The 23,212-nt window shown below is 67.3% G+C and carries 22 protein-coding genes; 9 read left to right on the top strand and 13 right to left on the bottom strand.

The window, feature by feature from the left end:
* Window positions 1-25: 25 nt before the first annotated feature.
* Window positions 26-2,380, bottom strand: coding sequence for a xanthine dehydrogenase molybdopterin binding subunit (gene xdhB / locus K309_RS0101685; RefSeq protein WP_029044801.1), 2,355 nt, complete (start codon window positions 2,378-2,380; stop codon window positions 26-28).
* Window positions 2,381-2,398: 18 nt separating this feature from the next.
* A complete protein-coding gene (gene xdhA, locus K309_RS0101680; RefSeq protein WP_029044800.1) occupies window positions 2,399-3,901 on the bottom strand; it encodes a xanthine dehydrogenase small subunit in 1,503 nt (500 codons plus the stop codon).
* Window positions 3,902-4,121: 220 nt separating this feature from the next.
* Between xdhA and K309_RS0101675 the strand changes: the two genes are divergently transcribed.
* The gene (locus K309_RS0101675; RefSeq protein WP_029044799.1) at window positions 4,122-5,069 is read left to right on the top strand and encodes a LysR substrate-binding domain-containing protein; all 948 of its coding nucleotides are present in this window, start codon (window positions 4,122-4,124) and stop codon (window positions 5,067-5,069) included.
* A 19-nt stretch (window positions 5,070-5,088) separates the two neighbouring features.
* Here the strand turns inward: K309_RS0101675 and K309_RS0101670 are convergent, their stop codons facing one another.
* Window positions 5,089-5,934, bottom strand: coding sequence for an ABC transporter substrate-binding protein (locus tag K309_RS0101670; protein WP_029044798.1), 846 nt, complete (start codon window positions 5,932-5,934; stop codon window positions 5,089-5,091).
* A gap of 143 nt (window positions 5,935-6,077) precedes the next feature.
* Here K309_RS0101670 and K309_RS0101665 point away from each other — a divergent pair, with 143 nt between their 5' ends.
* From K309_RS0101665 to K309_RS0101645, 5 genes are all read left to right on the top strand, one after another.
* The gene (locus K309_RS0101665; RefSeq protein ID WP_029044797.1) at window positions 6,078-7,175 is read left to right on the top strand and encodes a substrate-binding domain-containing protein; all 1,098 of its coding nucleotides are present in this window, start codon (window positions 6,078-6,080) and stop codon (window positions 7,173-7,175) included.
* Between the two features lie 119 nt (window positions 7,176-7,294).
* Complete coding sequence (locus K309_RS0101660) at window positions 7,295-7,912, top strand: DUF4126 domain-containing protein (RefSeq protein WP_029044796.1); 618 nt, start codon at window positions 7,295-7,297, stop codon at window positions 7,910-7,912.
* Between the two features lie 53 nt (window positions 7,913-7,965).
* Window positions 7,966-10,587 carry an ABC transporter permease gene (locus tag K309_RS0101655; protein ID WP_029044795.1) on the top strand — a complete coding sequence of 874 codons (2,622 nt, stop codon included), beginning with the start codon at window positions 7,966-7,968 and terminating at the stop codon, window positions 10,585-10,587.
* A 24-nt stretch (window positions 10,588-10,611) separates the two neighbouring features.
* The gene (locus tag K309_RS0101650) at window positions 10,612-11,040 is read left to right on the top strand and encodes a group II truncated hemoglobin (protein ID WP_029044794.1); all 429 of its coding nucleotides are present in this window, start codon (window positions 10,612-10,614) and stop codon (window positions 11,038-11,040) included.
* A gap of 43 nt (window positions 11,041-11,083) precedes the next feature.
* Entirely contained in the window at window positions 11,084-11,680 is a 597-nt protein-coding gene (locus K309_RS0101645) for a DUF924 family protein (RefSeq protein WP_029044793.1), read from the top strand.
* Window positions 11,681-11,704: 24 nt separating this feature from the next.
* On the opposite strand, the gene K309_RS0101640 is transcribed toward K309_RS0101645, so the two are convergent.
* From K309_RS0101640 to K309_RS0101595, 10 genes are all read right to left on the bottom strand, one after another.
* Window positions 11,705-12,289 (bottom strand): LOG family protein, encoded by a 585-nt coding sequence (locus K309_RS0101640; protein WP_029044792.1) that lies wholly within the window; start codon window positions 12,287-12,289, stop codon window positions 11,705-11,707.
* On the bottom strand, window positions 12,286-12,987 hold the full coding sequence (locus K309_RS0101635; RefSeq protein ID WP_029044791.1) for a TetR/AcrR family transcriptional regulator: 702 nt from the start codon (window positions 12,985-12,987) through the stop codon (window positions 12,286-12,288). The genes K309_RS0101640 and K309_RS0101635 overlap by 4 nt, the downstream gene beginning before the upstream one ends.
* A 119-nt stretch (window positions 12,988-13,106) precedes the next feature.
* A complete protein-coding gene (locus K309_RS35705) occupies window positions 13,107-13,589 on the bottom strand; it encodes a diacylglycerol kinase (RefSeq protein ID WP_084402327.1) in 483 nt (160 codons plus the stop codon).
* Window positions 13,519-14,631 (bottom strand): glycosyltransferase family 4 protein, encoded by a 1,113-nt coding sequence (locus tag K309_RS0101625; protein WP_029044790.1) that lies wholly within the window; start codon window positions 14,629-14,631, stop codon window positions 13,519-13,521. Before K309_RS0101625 ends, K309_RS35705 begins: the two co-directional genes overlap by 71 nt.
* A 60-nt stretch (window positions 14,632-14,691) precedes the next feature.
* Window positions 14,692-15,675 carry a UDP-2,3-diacylglucosamine diphosphatase gene (locus K309_RS0101620; RefSeq protein ID WP_029044789.1) on the bottom strand — a complete coding sequence of 328 codons (984 nt, stop codon included), beginning with the start codon at window positions 15,673-15,675 and terminating at the stop codon, window positions 14,692-14,694.
* A gap of 132 nt (window positions 15,676-15,807) precedes the next feature.
* Complete coding sequence (locus K309_RS0101615; RefSeq protein ID WP_029044788.1) at window positions 15,808-16,788, bottom strand: lipase family alpha/beta hydrolase; 981 nt, start codon at window positions 16,786-16,788, stop codon at window positions 15,808-15,810.
* Window positions 16,785-17,324 carry an RDD family protein gene (locus K309_RS0101610; RefSeq protein WP_029044787.1) on the bottom strand — a complete coding sequence of 180 codons (540 nt, stop codon included), beginning with the start codon at window positions 17,322-17,324 and terminating at the stop codon, window positions 16,785-16,787. The genes K309_RS0101615 and K309_RS0101610 overlap by 4 nt, the downstream gene beginning before the upstream one ends.
* 108 nt (window positions 17,325-17,432) lie before the next feature.
* The gene (locus K309_RS0101605) at window positions 17,433-18,257 is read right to left on the bottom strand and encodes a DUF3106 domain-containing protein (RefSeq protein WP_029044786.1); all 825 of its coding nucleotides are present in this window, start codon (window positions 18,255-18,257) and stop codon (window positions 17,433-17,435) included.
* Between the two features lies 1 nt (window position 18,258).
* Window positions 18,259-18,690 (bottom strand): DUF3619 family protein, encoded by a 432-nt coding sequence (locus K309_RS0101600; RefSeq protein WP_035876496.1) that lies wholly within the window; start codon window positions 18,688-18,690, stop codon window positions 18,259-18,261.
* The gene (locus K309_RS0101595) at window positions 18,687-19,256 is read right to left on the bottom strand and encodes an RNA polymerase sigma factor (protein WP_029044784.1); all 570 of its coding nucleotides are present in this window, start codon (window positions 19,254-19,256) and stop codon (window positions 18,687-18,689) included. The genes K309_RS0101600 and K309_RS0101595 overlap by 4 nt, the downstream gene beginning before the upstream one ends.
* Window positions 19,257-19,647: 391 nt before the next feature.
* Between K309_RS0101595 and K309_RS0101590 the strand changes: the two genes are divergently transcribed.
* The 3 genes from K309_RS0101590 to ilvC all read left to right on the top strand — a co-directional run bounded on the left by K309_RS0101590 (window position 19,648) and on the right by ilvC (window position 23,049).
* Window positions 19,648-21,411, top strand: coding sequence for an acetolactate synthase 3 catalytic subunit (locus K309_RS0101590; protein ID WP_029044783.1), 1,764 nt, complete (start codon window positions 19,648-19,650; stop codon window positions 21,409-21,411).
* Window positions 21,411-21,902, top strand: coding sequence for an acetolactate synthase small subunit (gene ilvN, locus K309_RS0101585; protein ID WP_029044782.1), 492 nt, complete (start codon window positions 21,411-21,413; stop codon window positions 21,900-21,902). Before K309_RS0101590 ends, ilvN begins: the two co-directional genes overlap by 1 nt.
* A gap of 130 nt (window positions 21,903-22,032) precedes the next feature.
* Window positions 22,033-23,049 (top strand): ketol-acid reductoisomerase, encoded by a 1,017-nt coding sequence (gene ilvC, locus K309_RS0101580; RefSeq protein ID WP_029044781.1) that lies wholly within the window; start codon window positions 22,033-22,035, stop codon window positions 23,047-23,049.
* Window positions 23,050-23,212 lie beyond the last annotated feature (163 nt).

Raw genomic sequence — 23,212 nt, 5'->3', positions numbered from 1 at the left:
CCTTGTGATCGCTTCGTTGCCGCGATCAGGCAGCCTGCGCTGCCGCTTCGCGAACCGCTTCCACGGCGTCGAGGATCGCCTCGCTGGTGGCGGGCGCCTTCAGCGGCGGATTGATGCGGTAGTCGCCCACCGCCGCAATCGCGTCGCGGATCGCAAAGAACACCGAGAACGGCAGCAGCAGCGGCGGCTCGCCCACCGCCTTGGAGCGGTGGATGCTGTCCTCGACGTTCTGGTTCTGGAACAGGCGCACGTTGAATTCCTCGGGGCAGTCGTTGACCGTCGGGATCTTGTACGTGGACGGGGCGTGCGTCATCAGCTTGCCCTCCTTGTTCCACCACAGTTCCTCGGTGGTCAGCCAGCCCATGCCCTGGATGAACGCGCCCTCGACCTGGCCGATATCCAGCGCCGGGTTCAGCGAGCGGCCGGCGTCGTGCAGCGCATCGGCGCGCAGCAGCTTCCATTCGCCGGTGAGCGTGTCGACCAGAACCTCGGAGCAGGCGGCGCCGTAGGCGTAGTAGTAGAACGGGCGGCCCTGCAGCTTGCTCTGGTCCCAGTGCAGCTTGGGCGTGGTGTAGAAGCCGTCGGACCACAGCTGCACGCGCGCCACGTAGGCCTCGCGCGCCAGCTCGCCGAAGGACACGCGCAGCTCGCCGGCGCTGACCAGGTCGTCGTTGAAGCGCACTTCGGACGGCTCCACGCCGGCCTTGCGCGCGGCAAACACAGCCAGGCGCTCGCGGATCTGGCGGGCGGCATCCTGCGCGGCCTTGCCGTTCAGGTCGGCGCCGGTCGACGCGGCGGTCGCCGAGGTATTGGCCACCTTGCTGGTATCGGTCGCGGTCACGCGCACGCGCTCCATGCGGATGCCCAGCTCATGCGCCACCACCATTGCCACCTTGGTGTTCAGGCCCTGGCCCATTTCGGTGCCGCCGTGATTCACCAGCACCGAGCCGTCGTTGTAGACGTGCACCAGCGCACCGGCCTGGTTGAAGTGGGCCACGTTGAACGAGATGCCGAACTTCACCGGGGTGATGGCGATGCCCTTCTTCAGGATCGGGCTCTGCGCGTTGAAGGCGCGCGTGGCCTCGCGGCGTGCGCGGTATGCGCTGGTCGCGACCAGTTCGTCGATCAGCTCATGGATGACGTTGTCTTCGACGGTCTGCCCGTACGGCGTGACGTTGTTTTCGGTCTTGCCGTAGAAATTGGCGCGGCGCACCTCGAGCGAATCCTTGCCGACGTTGCGCGCCACGTTGTCCAGGATGTACTCGATCGCGAACGCGCCCTGCGGGCCGCCGAAGCCGCGGAAGGCGGTATTGCTCTGCGTATTGGTCTTGCCGCAGTAACCGTCGATCTGCACGTTCGGCAGCCAGTAGGCGTTGTCGAAGTGGCAGATGGCGCGGGTCATCACCGGGCCCGACAGGTCGGCCGAGAAGCCGGCGCGCGACACCATCTGGACCTTGACGCCCTCGATGTGGCCGTCGTCATCGTGGCCCACTTCGTAGTCGAACACGAAGTCATGGCGCTTGCCGGTGATCATCATGTCGTCGTCGCGGTCCGGACGCAGCTTGACCGGGCACATCAGCTTCCACGCGGCCAGCGCGGCGCAGCAGGCGAACAGCGCCGACTGCGATTCCTTGCCGCCGAAGCCCCCGCCCATGCGGCGGCATTCGACCAGCACCTGGTGCGCCTGCCAGCCCAGCATATGGCACACGGCGTGCTGCATTTCGGTCGGGTGCTGGGTCGAGCACCACACCTGCATGCCGTCGTTCTCGCGCGGGGCGGCGTAGGAAATCTGGCCTTCCAGGTAGAACTGTTCCTGCCCGCCAAGGTGGATCTTGCCGCCGTCCTGATGGGCAGCGCCGGCGATATGGCTGGCCGCCTCGCCGCGCTTGAGATGCATCGGCGGCAGCACATAGCTGCCGGCTTCGTGCGCGGCTTCCGGCGACAGCACCGGCGCCAGGTCTTCATACTCGATCACGCCGAGGCGGGCGGCGCGGCGGGCGGCATCATGCGAGGTCGCCACCACGATAAAGACCGGCTGGCCGATGAACTGCACCACGTCGCGCGCCAGGATCGGGTCGTCGTGGATGATCGGGCCGCAGTCGTTGGTGCCGGGGATGTCGTCCACCGTCAGCACGGACACCACGCCGGGCGCGGCGCGGACCTTGTCGAGCGAGATCGACTTGATGCGGGCGTGCGCGCGGCTGCTCATGCCGAGGGCGGCGTGCAGCGTGCCGGCCAGCTCGGGGATGTCGTCCGTATAGGTGGCGGTGCCGGCCACGTGCAGGTGGGCGGATTCATGCGGACGCGAGATGCCGACCTGCGGCACGGCCTCGGCGGTAATGCCGGCGTCGAGCAGGAAGGGTTCGGTTTGCTTGTTCATGCCGATTTCCTTTTTCTCTCAGGCCGTGACGATTGCGATGGTGCCGGCGCCGGGCGCACGGACATTGACGGCTGCCGCGGGCAGCGCTGCGCTGGTGGTTTCCAGCCAGAAGCGGTACAGCAGGTTGGCGGCGCCGCGGCTGCGGTACGACGCGGTCGCGCGCATATCGGTCAGCGGGGTGTAGTCCAGCGACAGCGCGGCCATGCCGGCGCGGGCGGTGGCTTCATTCCACGGCTGGCCGGTCAGGGCCGCTTCCGTGGCGGCCGCGCGCCTGGGCGTGGCGGCCATGCCGCCGAAGGCGATGCGCGCCTCGCTGACGATGCCGTCCTGCACGGTGATGCCGAATGCGGCACACACGGCTGAGATATCCTCGTCAAAACGTTTGGACAACTTGTAGGTGCGGAAGTGCTGGGGCCCCGCCACCGGCACGCGCAGCGCCGCGACGAATTCGCCTGGCTGCATGGCGGTCTTCTGGTAGGCCAGGTACAGGTCTTCCAGGGGCAGGGTGCGGCGGGTTTCGCCAAGCTGCAGCACCACTTCCGTGCCCAGCGCAATCAGTGCCGGCATCGAGTCGCCGATCGGCGAGCCGTTGGCGATGTTGCCGCCCAGCGTGCCGGCATTGCGGATCGGCAGGGAAGCGAAGCGCTTCCACATTTCTTCCAGTTCCGGATGCGCGGCATTCAGCGCGGCATAGGCCTTCTCCAGCGTGACCGCGGCGCCGATCTCGACCATGCCGTCGCGTTCCTCGATCCGGTTCAGCTCCTCCACTTGGCCCACGTAGAGCAGGTTGCCCAGCTCGCGGAACTGCTTGGTCACCCACAGGCCGACGTCGGTGCTGCCCGCCAGGATGCGGATATCGGGCTGCGCCGCCTTGATGGCGCCGAACTCGGCCGCGGTGCGCGGCGCGAAGAAGTCCTGGCCCTGCGCGCGGTAGCGGAAGGTCTCGCCGCGCTTGAGGTTGCGCAGCGTGTCGGCGATCTGCTTCGGGTCGAGCTTGCCGTCCGTCGGCGCGGGCAGGGCCATCATGCGCTCGCCGGCGTCGATGATCGGGCGGTAGCCGGTGCAGCGGCACAGGTTGCCGGTCAGCGCGTCGCAGATGGTCTGGCGTGACGGTGCCTCGCCACCCGGGGTGTGCTGCTGGTACAGCGCCCACAGCGACATCACGAAGCCGGGGGTGCAGAAGCCGCACTGCGAGCCGTGGCACTCGACCATGGCTTCCTGCACCGGGTGCAGGGTGCCGTCGGCCTGGCGCAGGTCCTCGACCGTGATCAGGGCCTTGCCGTCGAGCGTGGGCAGGAACTGGATGCAGGCATTGACCGCCTTGAATTCGACGTCGCCGCCGTCCTGCAGCTCGCCGATGACGACGGTACAGGCGCCGCAGTCGCCTTCGGCGCAGCCTTCCTTGGTGCCGGTGCAGCGGGCGTCTTCACGCAGGTACTGCAGCACGGTGCGGGTAATGGGGGCGTCGGATACTTCCTTGACCTGGCCGCGGTGGAAAAAGCGGATGGTTTGCGTCTCCATGGTCTTCTCTCTCTTGGGGATGGCGGAAACATAGCATCGCCACGTTTCTTGCAATATTCGGCCCAGGTGATATGCGCCATCAGCGGGCACGCCAGTCGGTGCCCGGCCGCACCGAGCGGGATGCGGATTTGACCGATTGTGGGGTGCGTGTCATACACTATGCGCCGTTCCCATCCCTCACGCCACCCATCCGGCCCCCGCCGGAGGGCTGCCCATCGCCATGCACGGACGCGACCATCTCGATACTTATTTGCTGCGGGTGCTCCACACCCTGCTGACCGAGCAGAGCGTGACCCGTACCGCCGTGCGCCTGGGCCAGTCGCAGCCCGCCATCAGCAACACCCTGAAGCGCCTGCGCGAGATCACCGGCGACGCCATCCTGGTGCGGGGCAAGAACGGCATGGTGCCGACCGAGCGTGGCCGCGAGCTGCTGGCGCTGGCCGAGCAAAGCCTCGCGGCGATGGATCGCATCGCCCGCCCGCCGCAGCAGTTCGACCCGGCCACCACCACGCGCACCTTCCACCTGGGCGCGCCGGACTACCTGGACGCCTTCTTCCTGCCCAATATCGTCGAGCGCGTGCGCCGGCTGGCGCCGGGCGCCAAGCTGTTCGTGCATCCGATGACGTCGTCGTCGGACTTCCTGGACGACCTGGAGCAGGGCCAGCTGGATATCGTGGTCGGCAACTGGCTGTCGCCGCCGGAACACCTGCATATCTCGCCGCTGTTCGACGATGAGGTGGTGTGCATGCTGGGCGCGCAGCACCCGCTGGCGCGCAAGGGGCTGACGCTGAAGCATTACCTGGAAATGCCGCACCTCGCACCGGCGCCGTATGCGTCGATGCAGCGCAGCATGATCGACCAGGCGCTCGCCGAGCAGGGCTACAAGCGCAATATCCAGGTGACGCTGCCGTATTTCGGACTGGTGCCGTATGTGCTGATGAAAACCGACATGGTCTTCACCACCGGCCGCCAGTTCGCGGCGCATTATGCGCAGTACCTGCCGATCCGGATGGTGCCGTCGCCGGTGTCGTTCCCGCGCATGCGCTTCTACCAGCTGTGGCACGAGCGCTGCCATGCGGCGCCGGACATCATGTGGATCCGGCGGATGATCGCGGAGGTGGCGGCGGACCTGCCCCAGCTGCCGCGGCTGGAGGGGGGGGCGGGGTGATGCCCCGCCGGCGTCTTTCTTACTTCTGCGCGGTCTGCGCCATGAAGCTCGGGAAGAACAGCTGCTCCCCCTCTACCTTGTAGCTGGCGATCGCGTCCTGCCCTTCCTTCGACGTGATCCACTCCACCAGTTTCATCGCGTCCGCATAGTTGGTGCCTGCGTGCCTGGCCGGATTGACCGCGATGATCCCGTACGGGTTGAACATCTTCGGGTCGCCTTCGATGGCAATGGCCAGTCCCGTCTTGGCGCGGTACGCCCCGTAGGTGGCGCGGTCTGACAGCGTGTAGCCTGGCATCTGCGCGGCCATGGTCAATACCTCGCCCATGCCCAGCCCGGCGCTGACGTACCACGGCTTGCCCTTGGGCTCGATGCCGATCTCTTTCCAGTACTCCTTCTCCATCACGTCGGTGCCGGAGTTGTCGCCGCGCGAGATGAACTTGCTGCCGCTGCCGGCGAGCTTGCGGAAGCCGGCGAGCACGTCTTTGCCGCCCTTCACGCCGGCAGGGTCATTGGCCGGGCCGACCACGATGAAGTCGTTGTACATCACATCGCGCCGGTTGACGCCGTAGCCGGCGGAGACGAAGGCGTCTTCCATCTTGCGGGCGTGGACCAGCAGCACGTCGACGTCGCCCATCTCGCCCATTTTCATCGCCTTGCCGGAGCCGACGGCGATCACCTTGACGGTGACACCGGACTTCTGCTCGAAGCGGGGCAGCAGGTACTTCAGCAGACCCGAGTTTTCGGTGCTGGTGGTGGTGGCGAGCTTCAGTTCGCCGGCGTGCGCGGCCGACAACAGGGCCAGGCAGGCAACGGCGGTAGTGCGGCGCAGGTGGCGGAGCGGGCTGGCGGTGTGGCGCGGCGGCATGCTGTGACCCTCTTGGTTATGTTTTGATGGACATAATTGCCTTTCGCTGTCGCTCTCAGGGAGAATGCAACGAAAGACAAGAAACATGGGGTGTTCATTGTGGTTCAGCGGGATTTCAGAAGTAAATATGAGGCGGAGCACATATGACCTTCCGCTTTGACTTGTTCCCGGTCATCGCGCCTGACGACAATCCGCGTGCCAACGACAAGGTCTTTCAGCTGCTCAAGGCGGTGCGCGAGACTGGGTCCTTGCATCGCGCAGCGCGCGAGATCGGCTTGTCATACCGCCATGCCTGGGGCGTGATGCGCACGTGGGAAGAGATGCTGGGGCGCACCATGCTCGACATGGAGCGCGGCCGCGGGGCGTCGTTGACACGCTTTGGCGAGCGGCTGCTGCGTGCCGAGCTGCGCTTGCGCGAGTCGGTCGACCCGGTAGTGCAGAAGGCCATGGCGGAGTTCATCGCCGAGCTGGATGATGCGCAACAGCCTCAATCCGGCGTGCACTTCACAGGCAGCCATGATCCGGCGGTGGAACTGCTGGCCACAGCGCTGGGGGAGGCGGCCACGCCGCTGCAACTCGACACCGTCTTCTGCGGCAGCGTGGAAGGATTGGTCTGCCTGCAGGAGCGGCAGTCGGAGCTGGCGGGCTTCTACGTGTCGCCGGTGCAGACCGCCGGATCGGTGGCGCATGTGACGCTGCGCAAGTGGCTGCGGCCGGCGTCGGTACGGCTGCTGCGCCTGGCGTGGCGCGAGCAGGGGTTGATCGTGGCGCCGGAACTGGCGCGCGAGATCCGCGACCTGCGCGACCTGGTGCGCACCCAGGCGCGCTTCATCAACCGGCAGCGCAGCTCGGGTACGCGCATGCTGTTCGACCAGCTGCTGGCGGCGCAGGGCCTGTATCCGGACCAGATCGCCGGCTACGAGGACACCGAGTTCAGCAACGAGAAAGTGGGCGAAGCGGTGCATGGCGGCCGTGCCCAGGTCGGCTTCGGGCTGCGCATGAACGCAGAAAGCCACGGCCTGGCCTTCGTGCCGCTGACGCGCGAGGCCTATTACCTGGCGTTGCGCAAGAACGACCAGACCGCCGGCTGGATGGCGGCGCTGATGGCCTTGCTGGCCGATCCGGCGTTTGCCAAACGTATCGAGGCGCTGCCCGGCTACGCCATGGCCGAACCGGCCGGGGTGCTGATGCCACAGGAAGCGCTGCCCTGGTTCGGGCCGGACGGCAAGGAAGGGAGCTGAGCGGCAAGCCGGGCCGCCTGCGGTTGGCATGACGGGCGGCGCTGCCCGTCTGCTGCGGTCGTATTACACTCCTTGCCAGGACGTGTGCCCCGCGCGCGCCCGGCCTTGCAAGGAGCACCATGCTGGAAACCGCCGCGCTGGCCGCGGGCATGTCCTGGGCCAGCGGTTTTCGTCTTTACCTCGCCGTGTTCGCCGCAGGCGTGCTGGCACGTCTGGGCTTGCTGGAACTGCCGCCCGGGCTGCAGCCGCTGGAATCCTGGTGGGTGATCGGCGTGGCCGCGGCGCTGGCCGTGGCCGAGTTCATCGCCGACAAGGTGCCGGGCTTCGACTCGGTCTGGGACGGCATCCATACCTTCGTGCGCATCCCCGCCGGCGCGATCCTGGCGGCCGCCGCGTTCGGTCAGCTCGACCCGCAGTGGATGGTGGCGGCCGGGCTGATCGGCGGCACGCTGGCCGCCACCGCGCATGCTGCCAAGGCCGGCACGCGCGCGCTGATCAACGTTTCGCCGGAACCGTTTTCCAACTGGGCGGCCTCATTCACCGAGGACCTGACTGCGACCGGTAGCCTGATGCTGGCGTTTTTCCTGCCGGTGGTGTTCCTGGTGGTGCTGGTCCTGTTCCTGGTGGCCGCCATCTGGCTGCTGCCGAGGCTGTGGCGCGGTGTGCGCCGGCTGCATGCCACGCTGCGCAGCAGCAGCGCGCGGACGGGACGGCCGGGACCGCCGGGACCGCCTTAGCGCCTTAATTGAACAATTATTGAACAATTAACGAACAAAGAACCGAACAACCGATGCCCCCCGAGTCCGCCATCGACGCCCCGACCACCAACGCCAGTCCCACCGCCGGCGCGAGCACCGCGCAAGCCAGCAGGTTTTCCGCCTGGCGCCAGGCACTGCGCATGGCGCGCCGCGACTGGCTCGCCGGCGAGCTTTACCTGCTGCTGTTCGCGCTGGTGCTGGCGGTGGCGGCGCTGACCAGCGTCGGCTTCATGGCCGACCGCATGCGGCTGGGGCTGGAGCGCGATGCGCGGCAGATGATCGCCGCCGACGTGCTGCTGGTCTCGGACCATCCGTTCGACGCCGCCTTCGCGCAGCGTGCCGGGCGGCAGGGTCTGGCGGTGGCGCAGACGGTGACCTTTCCGAGCATGGCCACGGCCAGCGGCAAGCCGCGCGCGGCCGGCGCCGACGCGCCCAGCCAGCTGGCCGCGCTCAAGGCCGTGACCTACGGCTATCCGCTGCGCGGCAAGCTCAGGGTGGCCAACGCGCCTGGCACGCCGGACGCGCCCGCCGAAGGCATTCCCGCGCCAGGCACGGTATGGGTCGACGAAGCGCTGCTGGGCGCGCTCGGCGTGAGCGTGGGCGATGCGCTGCAGCTCGGCAGCCGCACCTTCCGCATCGACCGCATCATCACGCAGGAGATGGACCGCGGCACGGGCTTCATGAACTTCGCGCCGCGCGTGCTGATGCCGCTGTCGGACCTTGAAGGCACCGGCCTGATTGGCTGGGGCAGCCGCGTGACCTACCGGCTGCTGGTGGCCGGCCCCGACGCCGCCGGTGCCGCGTACCAGAAATGGGCGCAAGAGGAAATCGGCCGCCGCAAGCTGCGCAACACCCGCATCGAGTCGCTCGAGTCCGGCCAGCCGCAGATGCGCGCCACGCTCGACCGGGCCGAGCGCTTCCTGTCGCTGGTGGCGGTGCTGTCGTCGATGATCGCGGCGGTGGCGATTGCGATGTCGGCGCGCCGCTACATGCAGCGCCACACCGATGCCTGCGCGGTCTACAAGTGCCTGGGGCTGTCGCGCGGGCAGATCCTGCGCGCGTTCGGGCTGGAATTCCTGCTGATCGGCACGGCCGGTGCGCTGGCGGGGGTGCTGATCGGCTATGTGGCGCACTACGGGCTGCTGCTGTCGCTGGGCGGGCTGCTCAAGGTGTCGCTGCCTCAGCCGTCGGCGTTGCCGGCGGTAGTGGGGGTGCTGGCGGGACTGGTGCTGCTGACGGGGTTTGCGCTGCCGCCGCTGCTGGCGCTGACGCGCGTGGCGCCGCTGCGGGTGCTGCGCCGTGATATCGGGCTGCCACCGGTATCGGCGTGGGTCGCGTACGCGCTCGGCCTGGGTGCCTTCGTCGCGCTGCTGCTGGTGGCGGCGCGCGACCTGCGCCTCGGGCTGACCACCGCGGGCGGCTTCGTCGGCGCCGGTGTGGTGTTCGGCTTGCTGGCGCTGGGACTGCTCACGCTGCTGTCGCGCCTGCTGCGCGGACGCCTGCGCGGCGCGGCGTCGATGGGCTGGCGCTTTGCCCTGGCGGTGCTGGAGCGCCGCCGCGGCGTCACCGTGCTGCAGACCGTGGCGCTGGCGGTGGGACTGATGGCGCTGCTGCTGCTCGGCATGACCCGCAACGACCTGGTCGATTCGTGGCGCAGCGCCACGCCGGCCGACGCGCCCAACCGCTTCATCATCAACATCCAGCCGGACCAGCGCGAGCCGCTGCGCAAGATGCTGGCCGGCGCCGGTATCAACGACCTGCTTTATCCGATGGTGCGCGGGCGCCTGACCCATATCGGCGAGCGCGCGATCCAGGCCGGCAGCTTCGAGGAAGGCCGCGCGCGCAACCTGGTCGAGCGCGAATTCAACCTGTCCTATACCAATGTGCTGCCGGAGGGCAACCGCGTGATCGCCGGGCGGTGGTCCGACGGCAGCGCCGGCACCGACGCAGGCGCCTCAGTGGAGGAGGGCATTGCCAAGACGCTGGGGATTCGCCTTGGCGACACGCTGCGTTTCGACGTGGCCGGCCAGGCGGTGCAGGCGCGCGTGACCTCGCTGCGCAAGCTCGACTGGGGTTCGATGCGGGTCAATTTTTTCGTGATCCTGCCGCCGGCGGCGATGCAGGGCATGCCCGAGACCTACATCACCTCGTTCCACCTGCCCGCGGCTGGCGCGGCGCTGGGTAACAGGCTGATCGCGGCCTTCCCCAACATCACGGTGGTCAACACCGACATGATCCTGCGCCAGATCCAGGACATCCTGGACCAGGTGATCGCGGCGGTGGAGTTCCTGTTTATCTTCACGCTGGCTGCAGGGGTCACGGTGCTGTACGCGGCGCTGTCCGGCGCGCGCGACGAGCGCATGCGCGACGCGGGCCTGCTCAAGGCGCTGGGGGCGTCGGCGGCGCTGGTGCGGCAGACGCAATATGCGGAGTTCCTGGTGGTCGGCGGGCTGGCTGGCTTGCTGGCGAGCCTGGGCGCGATCGCGGTAGGCTGGGGGCTGTCGCAGTTCGTCTTCGACTTCCCGTACCGCTTCAATGCGTGGATCGTGCCGGTCGGCGTGGTTTCTGGCATGCTGTGCGCTTTTGCCGGCGGCTGGCTGGGCCTGCGCGAAGTGCTGCGCCAGCCGGCGCTGGCGACCTTGCGTGACGCCTGAGCGGCGTCACCTCACGAGTTTGTGATGAGTACTGAATCCAATCAACAATCCGGCAACGCCGACGGCACCCCCGAGGTCACGGCGTTCGAACTCGTCGGCGGCGAGGCGCGCGTGCGCGAGCTGGTCGACCGCTTCTACGACCTGATGGACCTGGAAACCCAGTTTGCCGGGCTGCGCGCAATCCACCCGCCTTCGCTGGACGGCTCGCGCGACAAGCTCTTCTGGTTCCTGTGCGGCTGGCTGGGCGGCCCCAACCACTTTATCGAGCGCTTCGGCCATCCGCGCCTGCGCGCGCGCCACATGCCCTTCGAGATCGGCATCAGCGAACGCGACCAGTGGATGCGCTGCATGGCACTGGCGATGCAGGACGTCGGCTTGCCCGAGGAGCTGCAGCTGCGCCTGATGCAGGCGTTCTTCCAGACTGCCGACTGGATGCGCAACGTGGCGCGCTGAGGCGCCTTCATCCCCTTTCTACTGCGAAAAAAAACATCCGCCCATGTCCGTGCAACTGCCTGAAGCTGCCTGCCGCGTGCTCGATTTCTGGTTCGACCAGCCCGGTTCGGCGGCCTGGGATACTGAGCGCCGGGCATGGTTCGCCAAGTCGGATGACTTCGACGCCCGCATCCGCACGCACTTCCTGTCCGATTGGCAGGTCGCCAGCGAGGGCGCACTGGACGACTGGTCGGTCACGGCCACAGGCGCCTGCGCCCGCGTGGTACTGCTGGATCAGTTCCCGCGCAACATGTTCCGCAATGATCCGCGCAGCTTCGGCACCGATGCGCAGGCGCTGGCGCTGTCCAGGCGCATCGTCGCGACCGGCATGGACCGTGAGCTGCCGACCGACTACCACCGCATGTTCTGCTACATGCCGTTCGAGCATTCGGAAGCGCTGGAAGACCAGCACGAGGCGGTGCGGCTGATGGCGCAGCTGCGCGAGTCCAGTGGCGGGAAGGTGGATGTGGTGGAGTGGGCCGACAAGCACCGCGAGATCATCGCGCGCTTTGGCCGCTTCCCGCACCGCAACGCGGTGCTTGGCAGGCCGAGCACGGCGGAGGAACTGGCGTTCCTGCAGCGGCCGGGCTCGTCGTTCTAAGCGCGGCTGAATCCGCGCCGGGCGTCAGGTCTTGTCGCGGGCCTGCTGCCACTTGTCCACGCGCACGCGCGGCGCGGCGGCCAGCTGGTCCAGCAGCGTGCCGGGCAGGTCCGCCACGTGCAGCAGGTCGGCATGCACCTGCTTCAGGAAACCTTCCTGCACGGCATGGCCGAGAAAGCCGAGCATGCCGTCATAGAAGCCGCCGACATTGAGCAGTCCCACCGGCTTGTCGTGATAGCCCAGCTGCAGCCAGGTGAAGGTCTCGAACAGTTCTTCGAAGGTGCCCACGCCGCCGGGCATGGCGATAAAGGCATCGGCACGGTCGGCCATCATCTGCTTGCGCTCGTGCATGTTGCGCACCACGTGCAGCTCCGTCAGGCCGCGGTGGCCCACTTCCTTCTGCATCAGCGCTTCCGGGATGATGCCGACGACGGTGCCGCCGTGCTCCAGCACTGCGTCGGCTACGGTGCCCATCAGGCCAACCTTGCCGCCGCCGTAGACCAGCGCCAGGCCGCGCTCGGCCAGCGTGCGGCCGAGCAGGCGCGCGCCCTCGGCATATTCGGGGCGGTTGCCGGGGCTGGAGCCGCAATAGACGCAGACAGATTTCACTTCTTTTCCTTTGCCGCTTCGGCGGCTGCCCTGGACGCCGCGTAGTCGCGGGCCAGCTGATCGAAGGCCTCGCGCGCGCGGCCGCGCAGGTAGGGCGCGAGGATCGAGAAGATGTGGTAGCTCGAGCCGTGCAGGTAGCCACGGATCTGCTCGGGATCGTTGTACTGGCGCGGATGCTGCACGAACTGGAACGACAGCCAGTAGGTGGCGATCACCACCATGTTGGTGCAGATCGCCTCGACCTGCTCGGGCGTGGCTTCCATCTCGCCGTCTTCCAGGAACTGCCGGCAGATCTCGTGCGCGAAGCGCTGCTTCTGCTCGACGATGCGCTTGAAGTTGGTCTCCAGCATCCGGTTGCGCGCCAGCAGGTCGTTGATGTCGCGGTACAGGAAACGGTAATTCCACAGGAACTCGGACATGTACTGCAGGTAGCCCCAGCTCTCGTCCAGGGTCGCCTTGTGGTCGTCCGGCATCTTCAGGCGGCGCTCCATCTCCTGCTCGAAGCGCACGAAGATGGAGTTGATGATGTCGTCCTTGTTGCGGAAGTGGTAATAGAGATTGCCGGGGCTGATCTCCATCGCTTCCGCGATCGTCGTGGTGGTGACGTTCGGTTCGCCGACTTCGTTGAACAGGCGCAGCGAGACGTCGAGGATGCGGTCCTTGGTGCGGCGGGGGCCGGTTTGCGGTTTCGGTTCCATGGGCGTCCGGGCGATGGGTCGATCGGTGAATCGTGGCAGGGTAGCGATTATAAGCAATCGGCCCGCGCCACTGCCCGGCGGGCTCGCTGCTGGTACCTGGCCCGTACATTGCCCGGAATTCAGCCCGCCAGCGCCCGCACCCAGTGCACCACATGAGGCCCGGCAATGGCCAGCCAGGTGCCGCCGCAGAGCACCAGCGCCAGCATCACCGCGGCGCTGCCGAAATCCTTGGCGCGCTTGGACAGGCTGTGGCGTTCCAGCGAGATCCGGTCGATGGCCGCCTCGACGCTGGAGTTGAGCAGTTCCACGATCAGCACCACCAGCAGCGTGCCTAGCAGCAGGATGCGTTCAACCACCCCCACGGGCAGCAGGAAGGCGCATGGCGCCAGGATCGCCACCAGTGTCAGCTCCTGGCGAAACGCGCTTTCCTCCAGCACCGCGTAGCGCAGGCCGGACAGCGAGTTGATGGCGGCGTGCCAGGCGCGTGCCAGGCCGCGGTTGCCTTTGTGGGGGTTCTGCTCGATCGTGTAGTCAGCGCTCTGGGCTGCCGGCGGCCTCTGCAGGGGCGGGTCGGACGGCAGTTCCGGGTGGGGTTTCGGCATGGCTTTGCGATGCGGGTTGGGCCGCCGCGCCGCCGGGCCTGCCGGCAGCGAACGGCCGCAAATGGGCCAGGAACTGCTCGGAGGCGGCGCGCCACGAAAACCGTTCGGCATGGGCTCGGGCCGTGGCGCGGTCGATGCGCAGCGCTTCCAGGCAGGCTTCGCGCAGGTCTTCGTGCATCACGCCCGCGGGGCTGTCGCCCAGCACATCGATCGGGCCGGTGACCGGGTACGCCGCCACCGGCAGGCCGCTGGCCAGCGCTTCCAGCAGCACCAGTCCGAAGGTGTCGGTGCGGCTGGGGAACACGAAGACATCAGCCGAAGCATACACCCGGGCCAGTTCTGGCTGGCTCAGGACGCCCAGGTAGTTGGCGCCCGGATAGCGCGCGCGCAGCGCGGACAACGCGGGGCCGTCGCCGACCACCCACTTGGAGCCGGGCAGGTCGAGCGCCAGGAAGGCCTCGACGTTCTTTTCCACCGCGACGCGGCCCACGTACAGGAAGATCGGGTGCGCCGTGTTGAGCACGTTGGCGCGCTGCGGCGTGAAGATGTCGAGATCGACGCCGCGCGACCACAGCACGCCGTGGTCGATGCCGTGCTGGTGCAGGTCATCGAGCACCACCGGAGTCGGGGCCATCACCGACTGCGCCGGGCCGTGGAACCAGCGCAGGAAGCGGTAGGTCCAGGCCAGCGGGATGCCGAAGCGCGCCTGCACGTACTCCGGAAAACGCGTGTGGTAGGCAGTGGTGAAGGGCAGGCGCCGGCGCAGCGCGTGGCTTCGTGCAGCCAGGCCGAGCGGGCCTTCGGTGGCGATATGCAGGGCATCGGGGCCGAAGGCTTCGATGCGCCGCCGCACCCGCGCCGACGGCAGCAGCGACAACCGGATCTCGGGATAGGTGGGGCACGGCACCGTGCGGAATTCCAGCGGCGTGATCATGTCGACCGTGTGGCCCAGTGCCTCCAGTTCGCGGCGCGTGGACTTGAGCGTGCGCACCACGCCGTTGACCTGCGGTTCCCAGGCATCGGTGACGATCAGGATCTTCATGCAGCCTCCTAGGGGGCGTTGGAAGGGCAATGCGGAATCAGGCTTGGCGGGCGGCCAGCATCAGCCCGCCACCGCGGCACGGCGCCGGCGACGGGTGGCCGGTTCGGGCGGATCCAGCAGCGTGGTCCAGTAGACGATCTTCAACTCGCCTTCCATGGTCTCGACCAGCGCCGACAGGCTTTCCACCCAGTCGCCGTCGTTGCAGTAGAGCTGCCCGTTGACTTCGCGGATCTCGGCCTTGTGGATGTGGCCGCAGACCACGCCATCGCAGCCGCGCCGGCGCGCTTCGTCGACCATTGCGGTCTCGAAGGCGCTGATGTAGTTGACCGCGTTCTTGACCTGGTGCTTCAGGAACTGCGACAGCGACCAGTACGGGAAGCCCAGCCGCGCGCGCAGCCGGTTGAAGTGCCGGTTCAGCGCCAGGATCATCGTGTACAGCGAGTCGCCCAGGTACGCCAGCCAGCGCGCGTGCTGCACCACGCCGTCGAACAGGTCGCCATGCACCACCCACAGCCGGCGCCCGGTGGCGGTGACGTGGACCGCTTCTTCGCGCACGGTGATGTCGCCGAACGCCATGCCGTCGAACTGGCGCGCGGCTTCGTCGTGGTTGCCGGGCACGTAGATCACCTCGGTGCCCTTGCGCGCCTTGCGTAGCAGTTTCTGCACGACGTCGTTGTGGCTTTGCGGCCAGTACCAGCCGCGGCGCAGCTGCCAGCCGTCGATGATGTCGCCGACCAGGTAGAGCTGGTCGGATTCGTTGTGCTTGAGGAAGTCGAGCAGGTAGGTGGCCTGGCAGCCGGGTGTGCCCAGGTGGATGTCGGACAGCCAGATGGCGCGGTAGCGGTGGACCTTGTGCGGCTCAGGCGGATACGTTTGCGGCTGCTCGCGCAGCGGCGCGAGTGCGGCGGCATCAAGGCCCGGCGGCAGGAATGCGCTCAGCGGTGCCGCGGTGTCCCAGCCGCTGCCGGGGCTGCGGCGCAGCCGTTGCTTCAGTTGCGCGGCCTTCGACAGGTATCCGCGGGCGGATCGGAGTGCTTGCACCATGGCAGTCCCGGTAGCGGCGATGGCTGCATTCAGCCAGCGCGCGATGACGCCGCCGTGACGAAAACATGACTGACTTGTGAAGCGTGGGAAACCGTGGCGCAAGCGGGACAGCAGCGATGCCGTCGCCGCCGGCTAGCGTCCGCGTGCCGACAGCTCCCGCAGCGCATCCAGCACCGCCTGGATCGCCGCCGGATGCCGCAGCAGCGACACATGGCCGATGCCTGACAGGGCGATATGTCCGGCGCCGTCGATCCAGCCTGTGCAGGGCGGCCCGGCGATCGAGTCGTGCCAGCTGAACACCGAGATCATGCGGGCGCGCAGGCGCGGGCTTTCCGCGCTGGCAAGCGCGCGCAGCCAGGGGCTGCCGCAGCGCATCTGCGCGGCGTTGTGCCCGCCGCCGAAGCGCGCCAGCGCGCTGCCATGGTGCGGGGTGCCGAGGGTCACGATGCCGGCGCAGATGTCTTCGTCGCCAGCCAGCTGCAACGCCGCGCGTGCCACCAGCCCGCCCATGCTGTGGCACACCAGCAATGGCGCACGGCCGTAGGCTGCGGTCGTGCGCAGCATCGCGCCCAGCAGCGCATGCGCATAGTCGTCGATATCGCCGAAGACCGGCAGCAGGTCGATCCCTTCGCAGCGATAGCCAGCGGCCGCCAGCGCGGGCTGCATGTCGAGCCAGATCGCCTGCCCGCAGGCGTAGCCGTGGACCAGCAGCACCGGCGGCGAGTCGCGGCCGGGCAGGGCGTCGGCGGGCGGGGCAAAGGGCGCGCGGGCGCGGAACGGCTGCAGCCAGTCGAACATGCGCAGGACGGACCGGATCTCGTTCAGGTAGCAGCGCAGCGCTTCAGGCAAGCGCAGCGGGCGGCGTGTCGCGGCAAGTTCTTGCGGCGGCGCGGGCGGGCGGTGGCCTGGCGCCACCAACAGGCCGCGCCCGGTAAAGGCAAAGGCGATGGCGATGCCGGTTGCGAAGCCGCCGAGGATCACCACCGCGCCGGCGGCGATCGCGCCCGGCCAGGGCCATCCCGCCAGCCGCACCAGGGCGGCGCCGATGCCAAGCGCCGCGGCCGCCTGCGCGGCCAGCGCCAGGCGGCGGATGCCGGCGGCGCCGAGCGTCATGCCTTGGGCGTGCGCAGGTCTGCGAGCCGCGTGCCGGCGAGGCGGTCGTGCAGGAACTGCCGGCGCGGGTCGAGCCACGCCAGCAGGATCCAGACCAGCAGGCCAGCGCACAGCACGCCGACGAACGGGCCCTTGACCAGCCCCAGCCAGTGCCCGAGCGCCGCCGACGGCGGCAGCCATAGCCAGGCCAGCACATAGCGCAGCGCCGCCTGCGGCCAGCGCGGCGGTGCGCCGGTGGCGTTCTCGACGCGGATGCGCCAGGTCTGCATGGCCAGGGTCTGGCCGTTGCGCTGCCAGAACCAAGTGAAATACAGGCCCATCACCAGGAAGCTCCACAGCTGGATCGTCAGCGGACCGTCCACGCCGGCCTGCCGCAGCAGCGGACGCAGCAGCAGGTAGCAGGCCGTGGTGGCGCTCAGCACGCCGAACAGCAGTACGCCTTCGTACAGCATGCAGGCAATGCGGCGGCGCAGTGGCGGTGCCACGGGCGCCGGGGCTGCGGCGGGCTTGGGATCGAGGGTGGTGGCAACGGACATGTCAGGCTAAGAAGGGCGGCGCCAGCAAGCGCGGCGCGGGTCGCGCAAGACAGCCATTATGCCAAAGGGCATGCCGGCCACCATGCGGACCACCGACCGGGCGGGCGACTACTGGCGCGCCGTGCCTTCGGAGGCCGCTGCGGCCTCGGTAGCGGGTTCCGGGGCGGCCGGAGCCGTGCTGGCGGCGGCAGCAGGTGCGGTTGCAGCCGAGGCGCTGGCCGGGGTGGCTGCCGTGGCTGGCTGTGCGGCCGGAACGGATGCCGTTGCCGGCACTGCGGCCGCAGTCGCCGACGCTGCAGCCGCGGCAGAAGCGGCCTGGGTTTCGCTGGCCGGTTTGCCGGCCGCGCCGGCGGCCTTGGGCCCGTGCCGAACCGTGTGGCTGGTGCCGCCCGGCAGGCGCTTGGTGCTCGGCAGCGCGCTGACGGCGCCTGGCCGGCTGGGCACGCGCTCCGCGGCGGCCAGCTTCTTCTTCTGCTCTTCCGGGAGTTGCTGGTACTTGTCCCATGCCTCGGCCTTCTTATCGGCCGGCAGCGCGCGGGTGATCTGGTAGTTCTCGCGCGCCAGGCGCCGTTGCTGCGGCGTCATCTTGACCCATTCAGCCATGCGCTCCTGCAGCCGCGCCTGTTCCTCCGGGGAGAACTTCGGATAGCGCTCGGCGATGCGCAGCCACTTGCGGCGGTTCAGTTCGGGCAGGGTGTTCCACAGCGGCTGCAGCGGCGCCAGGATGCGCTGGTTGACCGGGCTCAGCTCGGACCACGCCGGGCGCACGCTGGCTGGCGCCGGTGCCGCGGATGCCGAAGTGGCGCCGGATGCTGCTTGCGCGTGCGCGGCCGCCGGCAGCAGCGACCAGCCAGTGGCGGTGCCGGCCACCGCCAGCAGCAGCGCGGCCAGCCGGCGGCGCAGGGCGTCGGGGCGGGACAGTGCGGGCGCCATGCTATTGCCCGTGTTTCAGGAAGACGTGGAAGCCCTCGTCGGCGTAGGCCGTGGGCGGCAGGTCGTCGAGCAGCATGGCCGCATCGACATCGGCCAGTTCTTCGACGCGCTTCTGCTGCTGCCAGTGATAGATGCCCATCAGGCCGGCGCCCAGCGCCACCAGCGTCCAGATCAGGCCCAGGCGGCGCAGCCAGGCACCGGCGCGGTGCAGCGGCGAGTCGTCCTCGTCGAACATCGGGACATGCGGTCCCGGCATGGCGAGTTGCCGCACCGGCACGGCCACTTCGGCCTTCTTGCGCGCGAGCGCGATCCGGCGCGCGGCGGCGAGCCGTTCGGCAATGTCGGCCGGCAAAGCCTCGGCACTTGCATCGAGTGCCGTGCGAATCTCATGGGCGAACCGGCGTTCGCGGATCTCTCTCTCGTTTATGCTCATAGTCGGACCCCCCGTGCGCGCAGGGCTTGCGCCAGAGTATGCGTGGCACGGGAACAGTGCGTCTTGACGCTGCCCTCGGAGCAGCCCATGGCGGCTGCGGTTTCGGCAACGTCCATATCTTCCCAGTAACGCATCAGGAATGCCTCGCGTTGACGCGCCGGCAGGCGCTGGATCTCCTGCTCGATGATCTGCATCACCTGCGCGCGCTCCACCTTGTCGGCGCTGCTTTCCGCCGATTCGGAGCCGGCCTGCGCCTCCAGCGTCTCCAGCAGGTCGTTGTCGTCGCCGCCGTCGCGGTCGTCGCGCAGGCTGGAGAACAGCGTGACCCAGGTGTTGCGCACCTTCTGGCGGCGGAACCAGTCATGGATGGTGTTCTGCAGGATGCGCTGGAACAGCGGCGGCAACTCGGCGGCGCCCTTGTCGCCGTATTTCTCGGCCAGCTTGATCATGGCGTCCTGCACGATATCCAGCGCCGCCTCGTCGTCGCGGACCGCGAACACGGCCTGCTTGAAGGCGCGGCGTTCAACGCTGGCGAGAAAATCGGTCAGTTCCTGGTCGGTGGCCATTCAGGCGGAGTGCGGCTTGGTGTGCAGCTTGTTGCGGCGTCGATTGCCCGGCCCTTGCGAATGTGCTGCGTGCGGCCCGTAGCACGGGCAAGGTGCTGCGATGCTAGCAAAAAAAACCGCGCATGTACCACTTTGTATTGGGTGAAATACATTGCGCAGCGGGAATCCGCCCTCCGCCCCTGCGTAAAACCCCTGAGAATTCGGCGTAAAACAACCATAGACCGCGCTGGAGCATTGCAGTATCATCGACGGTTCACACGACATCAGTGGTTGTCTCATCCGGCCGCTTATGAGGCGGTCTTCCATGCAGACGCGCACCGCTTGAACCCGAGCCACAAGTTCGGCAGAGAGCATCCAAACAATTTTTTGCCGAAAATTGCAAAGGACTGAAATGAACATGCCCGGCGCGGAATTCTCCCACGCAGACAGCAATTCATCTGCCGCACCCGAAATGATCGGGGCGGAAATCCTCGTTCACGCACTTGCCGAAGAAGGCGTCCAGTACGTCTGGGGTTACCCCGGCGGCGCAGTGCTGTATATCTACGACGAGCTCCACAAGCAAAAGAAGTTCGAGCACATCCTGGTGCGCCACGAGCAGGCCGCGGTCCATGCCGCAGACGGCTATGCACGGGCAACCGGCAAGGTGGGCGTTGCCCTGGTGACCTCGGGTCCCGGCGTGACCAATGCCGTCACGGGCATTGCCACCGCGTACCTCGACTCGATCCCGATGGTGGTGATCACCGGCAACGTGCCGACCCACGCCATTGGCCAGGACGCCTTTCAGGAGTGCGACACCGTCGGCATCACCCGCCCGATCGTCAAGCACAATTTCCTGGTAAAGGACGTGCGCGACCTCGCCGCGACCATCAAGAAGGCGTTCTTCATTGCCTCGACCGGCCGTCCGGGCCCGGTGGTGGTGGACATCCCCAAGGATGTCTCGCGCAATGCCTGCAAGTACGAGTACCCCAAGTCGATCGACATGCGCTCGTACAACCCGGTGAACAAGGGTCACTCGGGCCAGATCCGCAAGGCGGTGGCACTGCTGCAGAACGCCGAGCGCCCGTACATCTACAGCGGCGGCGGCGTGGTGCTGGCCAATGCCAGTGATGAGCTGCGCCAGCTGGCCGCGATGACCGGCCACCCGGTGACCAACACGCTGATGGGCCTGGGCGCGTTCCCCGGCACCCACAAGCAGTTCGTCGGCATGCTCGGCATGCACGGCACGTATGAAGCCAACATGGCCATGCAGAACTGCGACGTGCTGATCGCCATCGGTGCCCGCTTCGACGATCGCGTGATCGGCAACCCGTCGCACTTCACCTCGCAGGCGCGCAAGATCATCCATATCGATATCGACCCGTCGTCGATCTCGAAGCGCGTCAAGGTCGATATCCCCATCGTCGGCAACGTCAAGGACGTGCTGCAGGAACTGATCGCCCAGCTCAAGGCCAGCGAGGTCAAGCCCAAGCGCGAAGCCCTGGCCAAGTGGTGGGAGCAGATCGAGCAATGGCGTTCGGTGGACTGCCTGAAGTACGACCGCAGCTCCGAGATCATCAAGCCGCAGTACGTGGTGGAAAAGATCTGGGAACTGACCCACGGCGACGCCTTTATCTGCTCCGACGTCGGCCAGCACCAGATGTGGGCCGCGCAGTTCTACAAGTTCAACGAGCCGCGCCGCTGGATCAACTCCGGCGGCCTGGGCACGATGGGCGTGGGCCTGCCGTACGCAATGGGCATCAAGAAGGCATTCCCGGAGAAGGAAGTCGTCACCATCACCGGCGAAGGCTCGATCCAGATGTGCATCCAGGAACTGTCGACCTGCCTGCAGTACGACACCCCGGTGAAGATCTGCTCGCTCAACAACGGCTACCTCGGCATGGTGCGCCAATGGCAGGAGATCGAGTACGACAACCGCTACTCGCACTCCTACATGGACGCGCTGCCCGATTTCGTCAAGCTGGCCGAGGCCTACGGGCATATCGGCATGCGCGTCGAGAAGACGTCCGACGTCGAGCCGGCGCTGCGCGAGGCGTTCCGCCTGAAGGACCGTACCGTGTTCCTGGACTTCCAGACCGATCCCACCGAAAACGTCTGGCCGATGGTCCAGGCGGGCAAGGGCATTTCCGAAATGCTGCTCGGCGCGGAGGACCTGTAATGCGACACATCATTTCGGTCCTGCTGGAAAACGAAGCCGGTGCGCTGTCGCGCGTGGTGGGCCTGTTCTCGGCCCGCGGGTACAACATCGAAACGCTGACCGTGGCGCCGACCGAGGACGCCTCGCTGTCGCGCATGACCATCGTCACCACCGGTTCGGATGACGTGATCGAGCAGATCACCAAGCACCTGAACCGGCTGGTGGAAGTGGTCAAGGTGGTCGACCTGACCGAGGGCGCGCACATCGAGCGCGAGCTGATGCTCGTCAAGGTGCGCGCGGTCGGCAAGGAGCGCGAGGAAATGAAGCGCACTGCCGACATCTTCCGCGGCCGCATCATCGATGTCACCGAGAAGACCTACACCATCGAGCTGACCGGCAACGGCGTGAAGCTCGATGCGTTCCTGGACGCAATCGACCGTACCGCCATCCTGGAGACCGTCCGTACCGGCGGTTCGGGCATCGGCCGCGGCGAGCGCATCCTGAAGGTCTGATTCACAGCCGCTCGCACAGCCAGCTGAACAGGTTCAAGCAGTATCCCCCGGGCGGCGCGATCCGTGCGCACACAATGCGCACGAGGACGCCGCCCCCCTCATATAAAAGACAGAGATTGAAGGATTTATCATGAAAGTGTTTTACGACAAGGACGCCGACCTCTCGCTGATCAAGGGCAAGAACGTCACCATCATCGGTTACGGCTCGCAGGGCCACGCCCACGCGCTGAACCTGAAGGATTCGGGCGTCAACGTGACGGTCGGCCTGCGCAAGAGCGGCGCGTCGTGGAACAAGGCCGCCAACGCCGGCCTGCAAGTCAAGGAAGTGGCCGAGGCCGTCAAGGGCGCGGACGTGGTCATGATCCTGCTGCCGGACGAGCAGATCGCCGACGTGTACAAGAACGAAGTGCACGACAACATCAAGGAAGGCGCAGCGCTGGCCTTTGCCCACGGTTTCAACGTGCACTACGGTGCAGTGATCCCGCGCGCCGACCTGGACGTGATCATGATTGCGCCGAAGGCCCCGGGCCACACCGTTCGCGCCACGTACACGCAAGGTGGCGGCGTGCCGCACCTGATCGCCGTGCACCAGAACAAGTCCGGTGCTGCCCGTGACATCGCCCTGTCGTACGCCACCGCCAACGGCGGCGGCCGTGCCGGTATCATCGAGACCAACTTCCGCGAAGAAACCGAAACCGACCTGTTTGGCGAACAGGCCGTGCTGTGCGGCGGTACCGTCGAGCTGATCAAGGCTGGTTTCGAAACCCTGGTGGAAGCCGGCTACGCGCCGGAAATGGCCTACTTCGAGTGCCTGCACGAACTGAAGCTGATCGTCGACCTGATCTACGAAGGCGGCATCGCCAACATGAACTACTCGATCTCCAACAACGCGGAATATGGTGAGTACGTCACCGGCCCGCGCGTGGTGACCGAAGAGACCAAGAAGGCGATGAAGCAGTGCCTGAAGGACATCCAGACCGGTGAGTACGCCAAGAGCTTCCTGCTGGAGAACAAGGCCGGTGCCCCGACGCTGATTTCGCGCCGCCGCCTGAACGCCGAGCACGAGATCGAAGTGGTGGGCGAGAAGCTGCGCGCAATGATGCCGTGGATCGCCAAGAACAAGATGGTCGACCAGTCGAAGAACTAAGCAGCATCGCTGTCTGATGGCCCGCGCCGCACGGCGGCGGGCCTGGGCCGTTCAGCGTTCCGCGCCATGCCCTTCTATCATCGAAAGGGGATACGCGGGAACCTGGACGGCTTTTTGTTATCCTTGTCGAACTTTTCAGGCAAGGCGTGCCGGATGCGTCGCT

It is taken from the genome of Cupriavidus phytohabitans, assembly GCF_000426345.1.
In the GTDB taxonomy this organism is placed as follows: Bacteria; Pseudomonadota; Gammaproteobacteria; order Burkholderiales; family Burkholderiaceae; genus Cupriavidus.
This window is presented reverse-complemented; position numbering and strand designations above follow the sequence as displayed.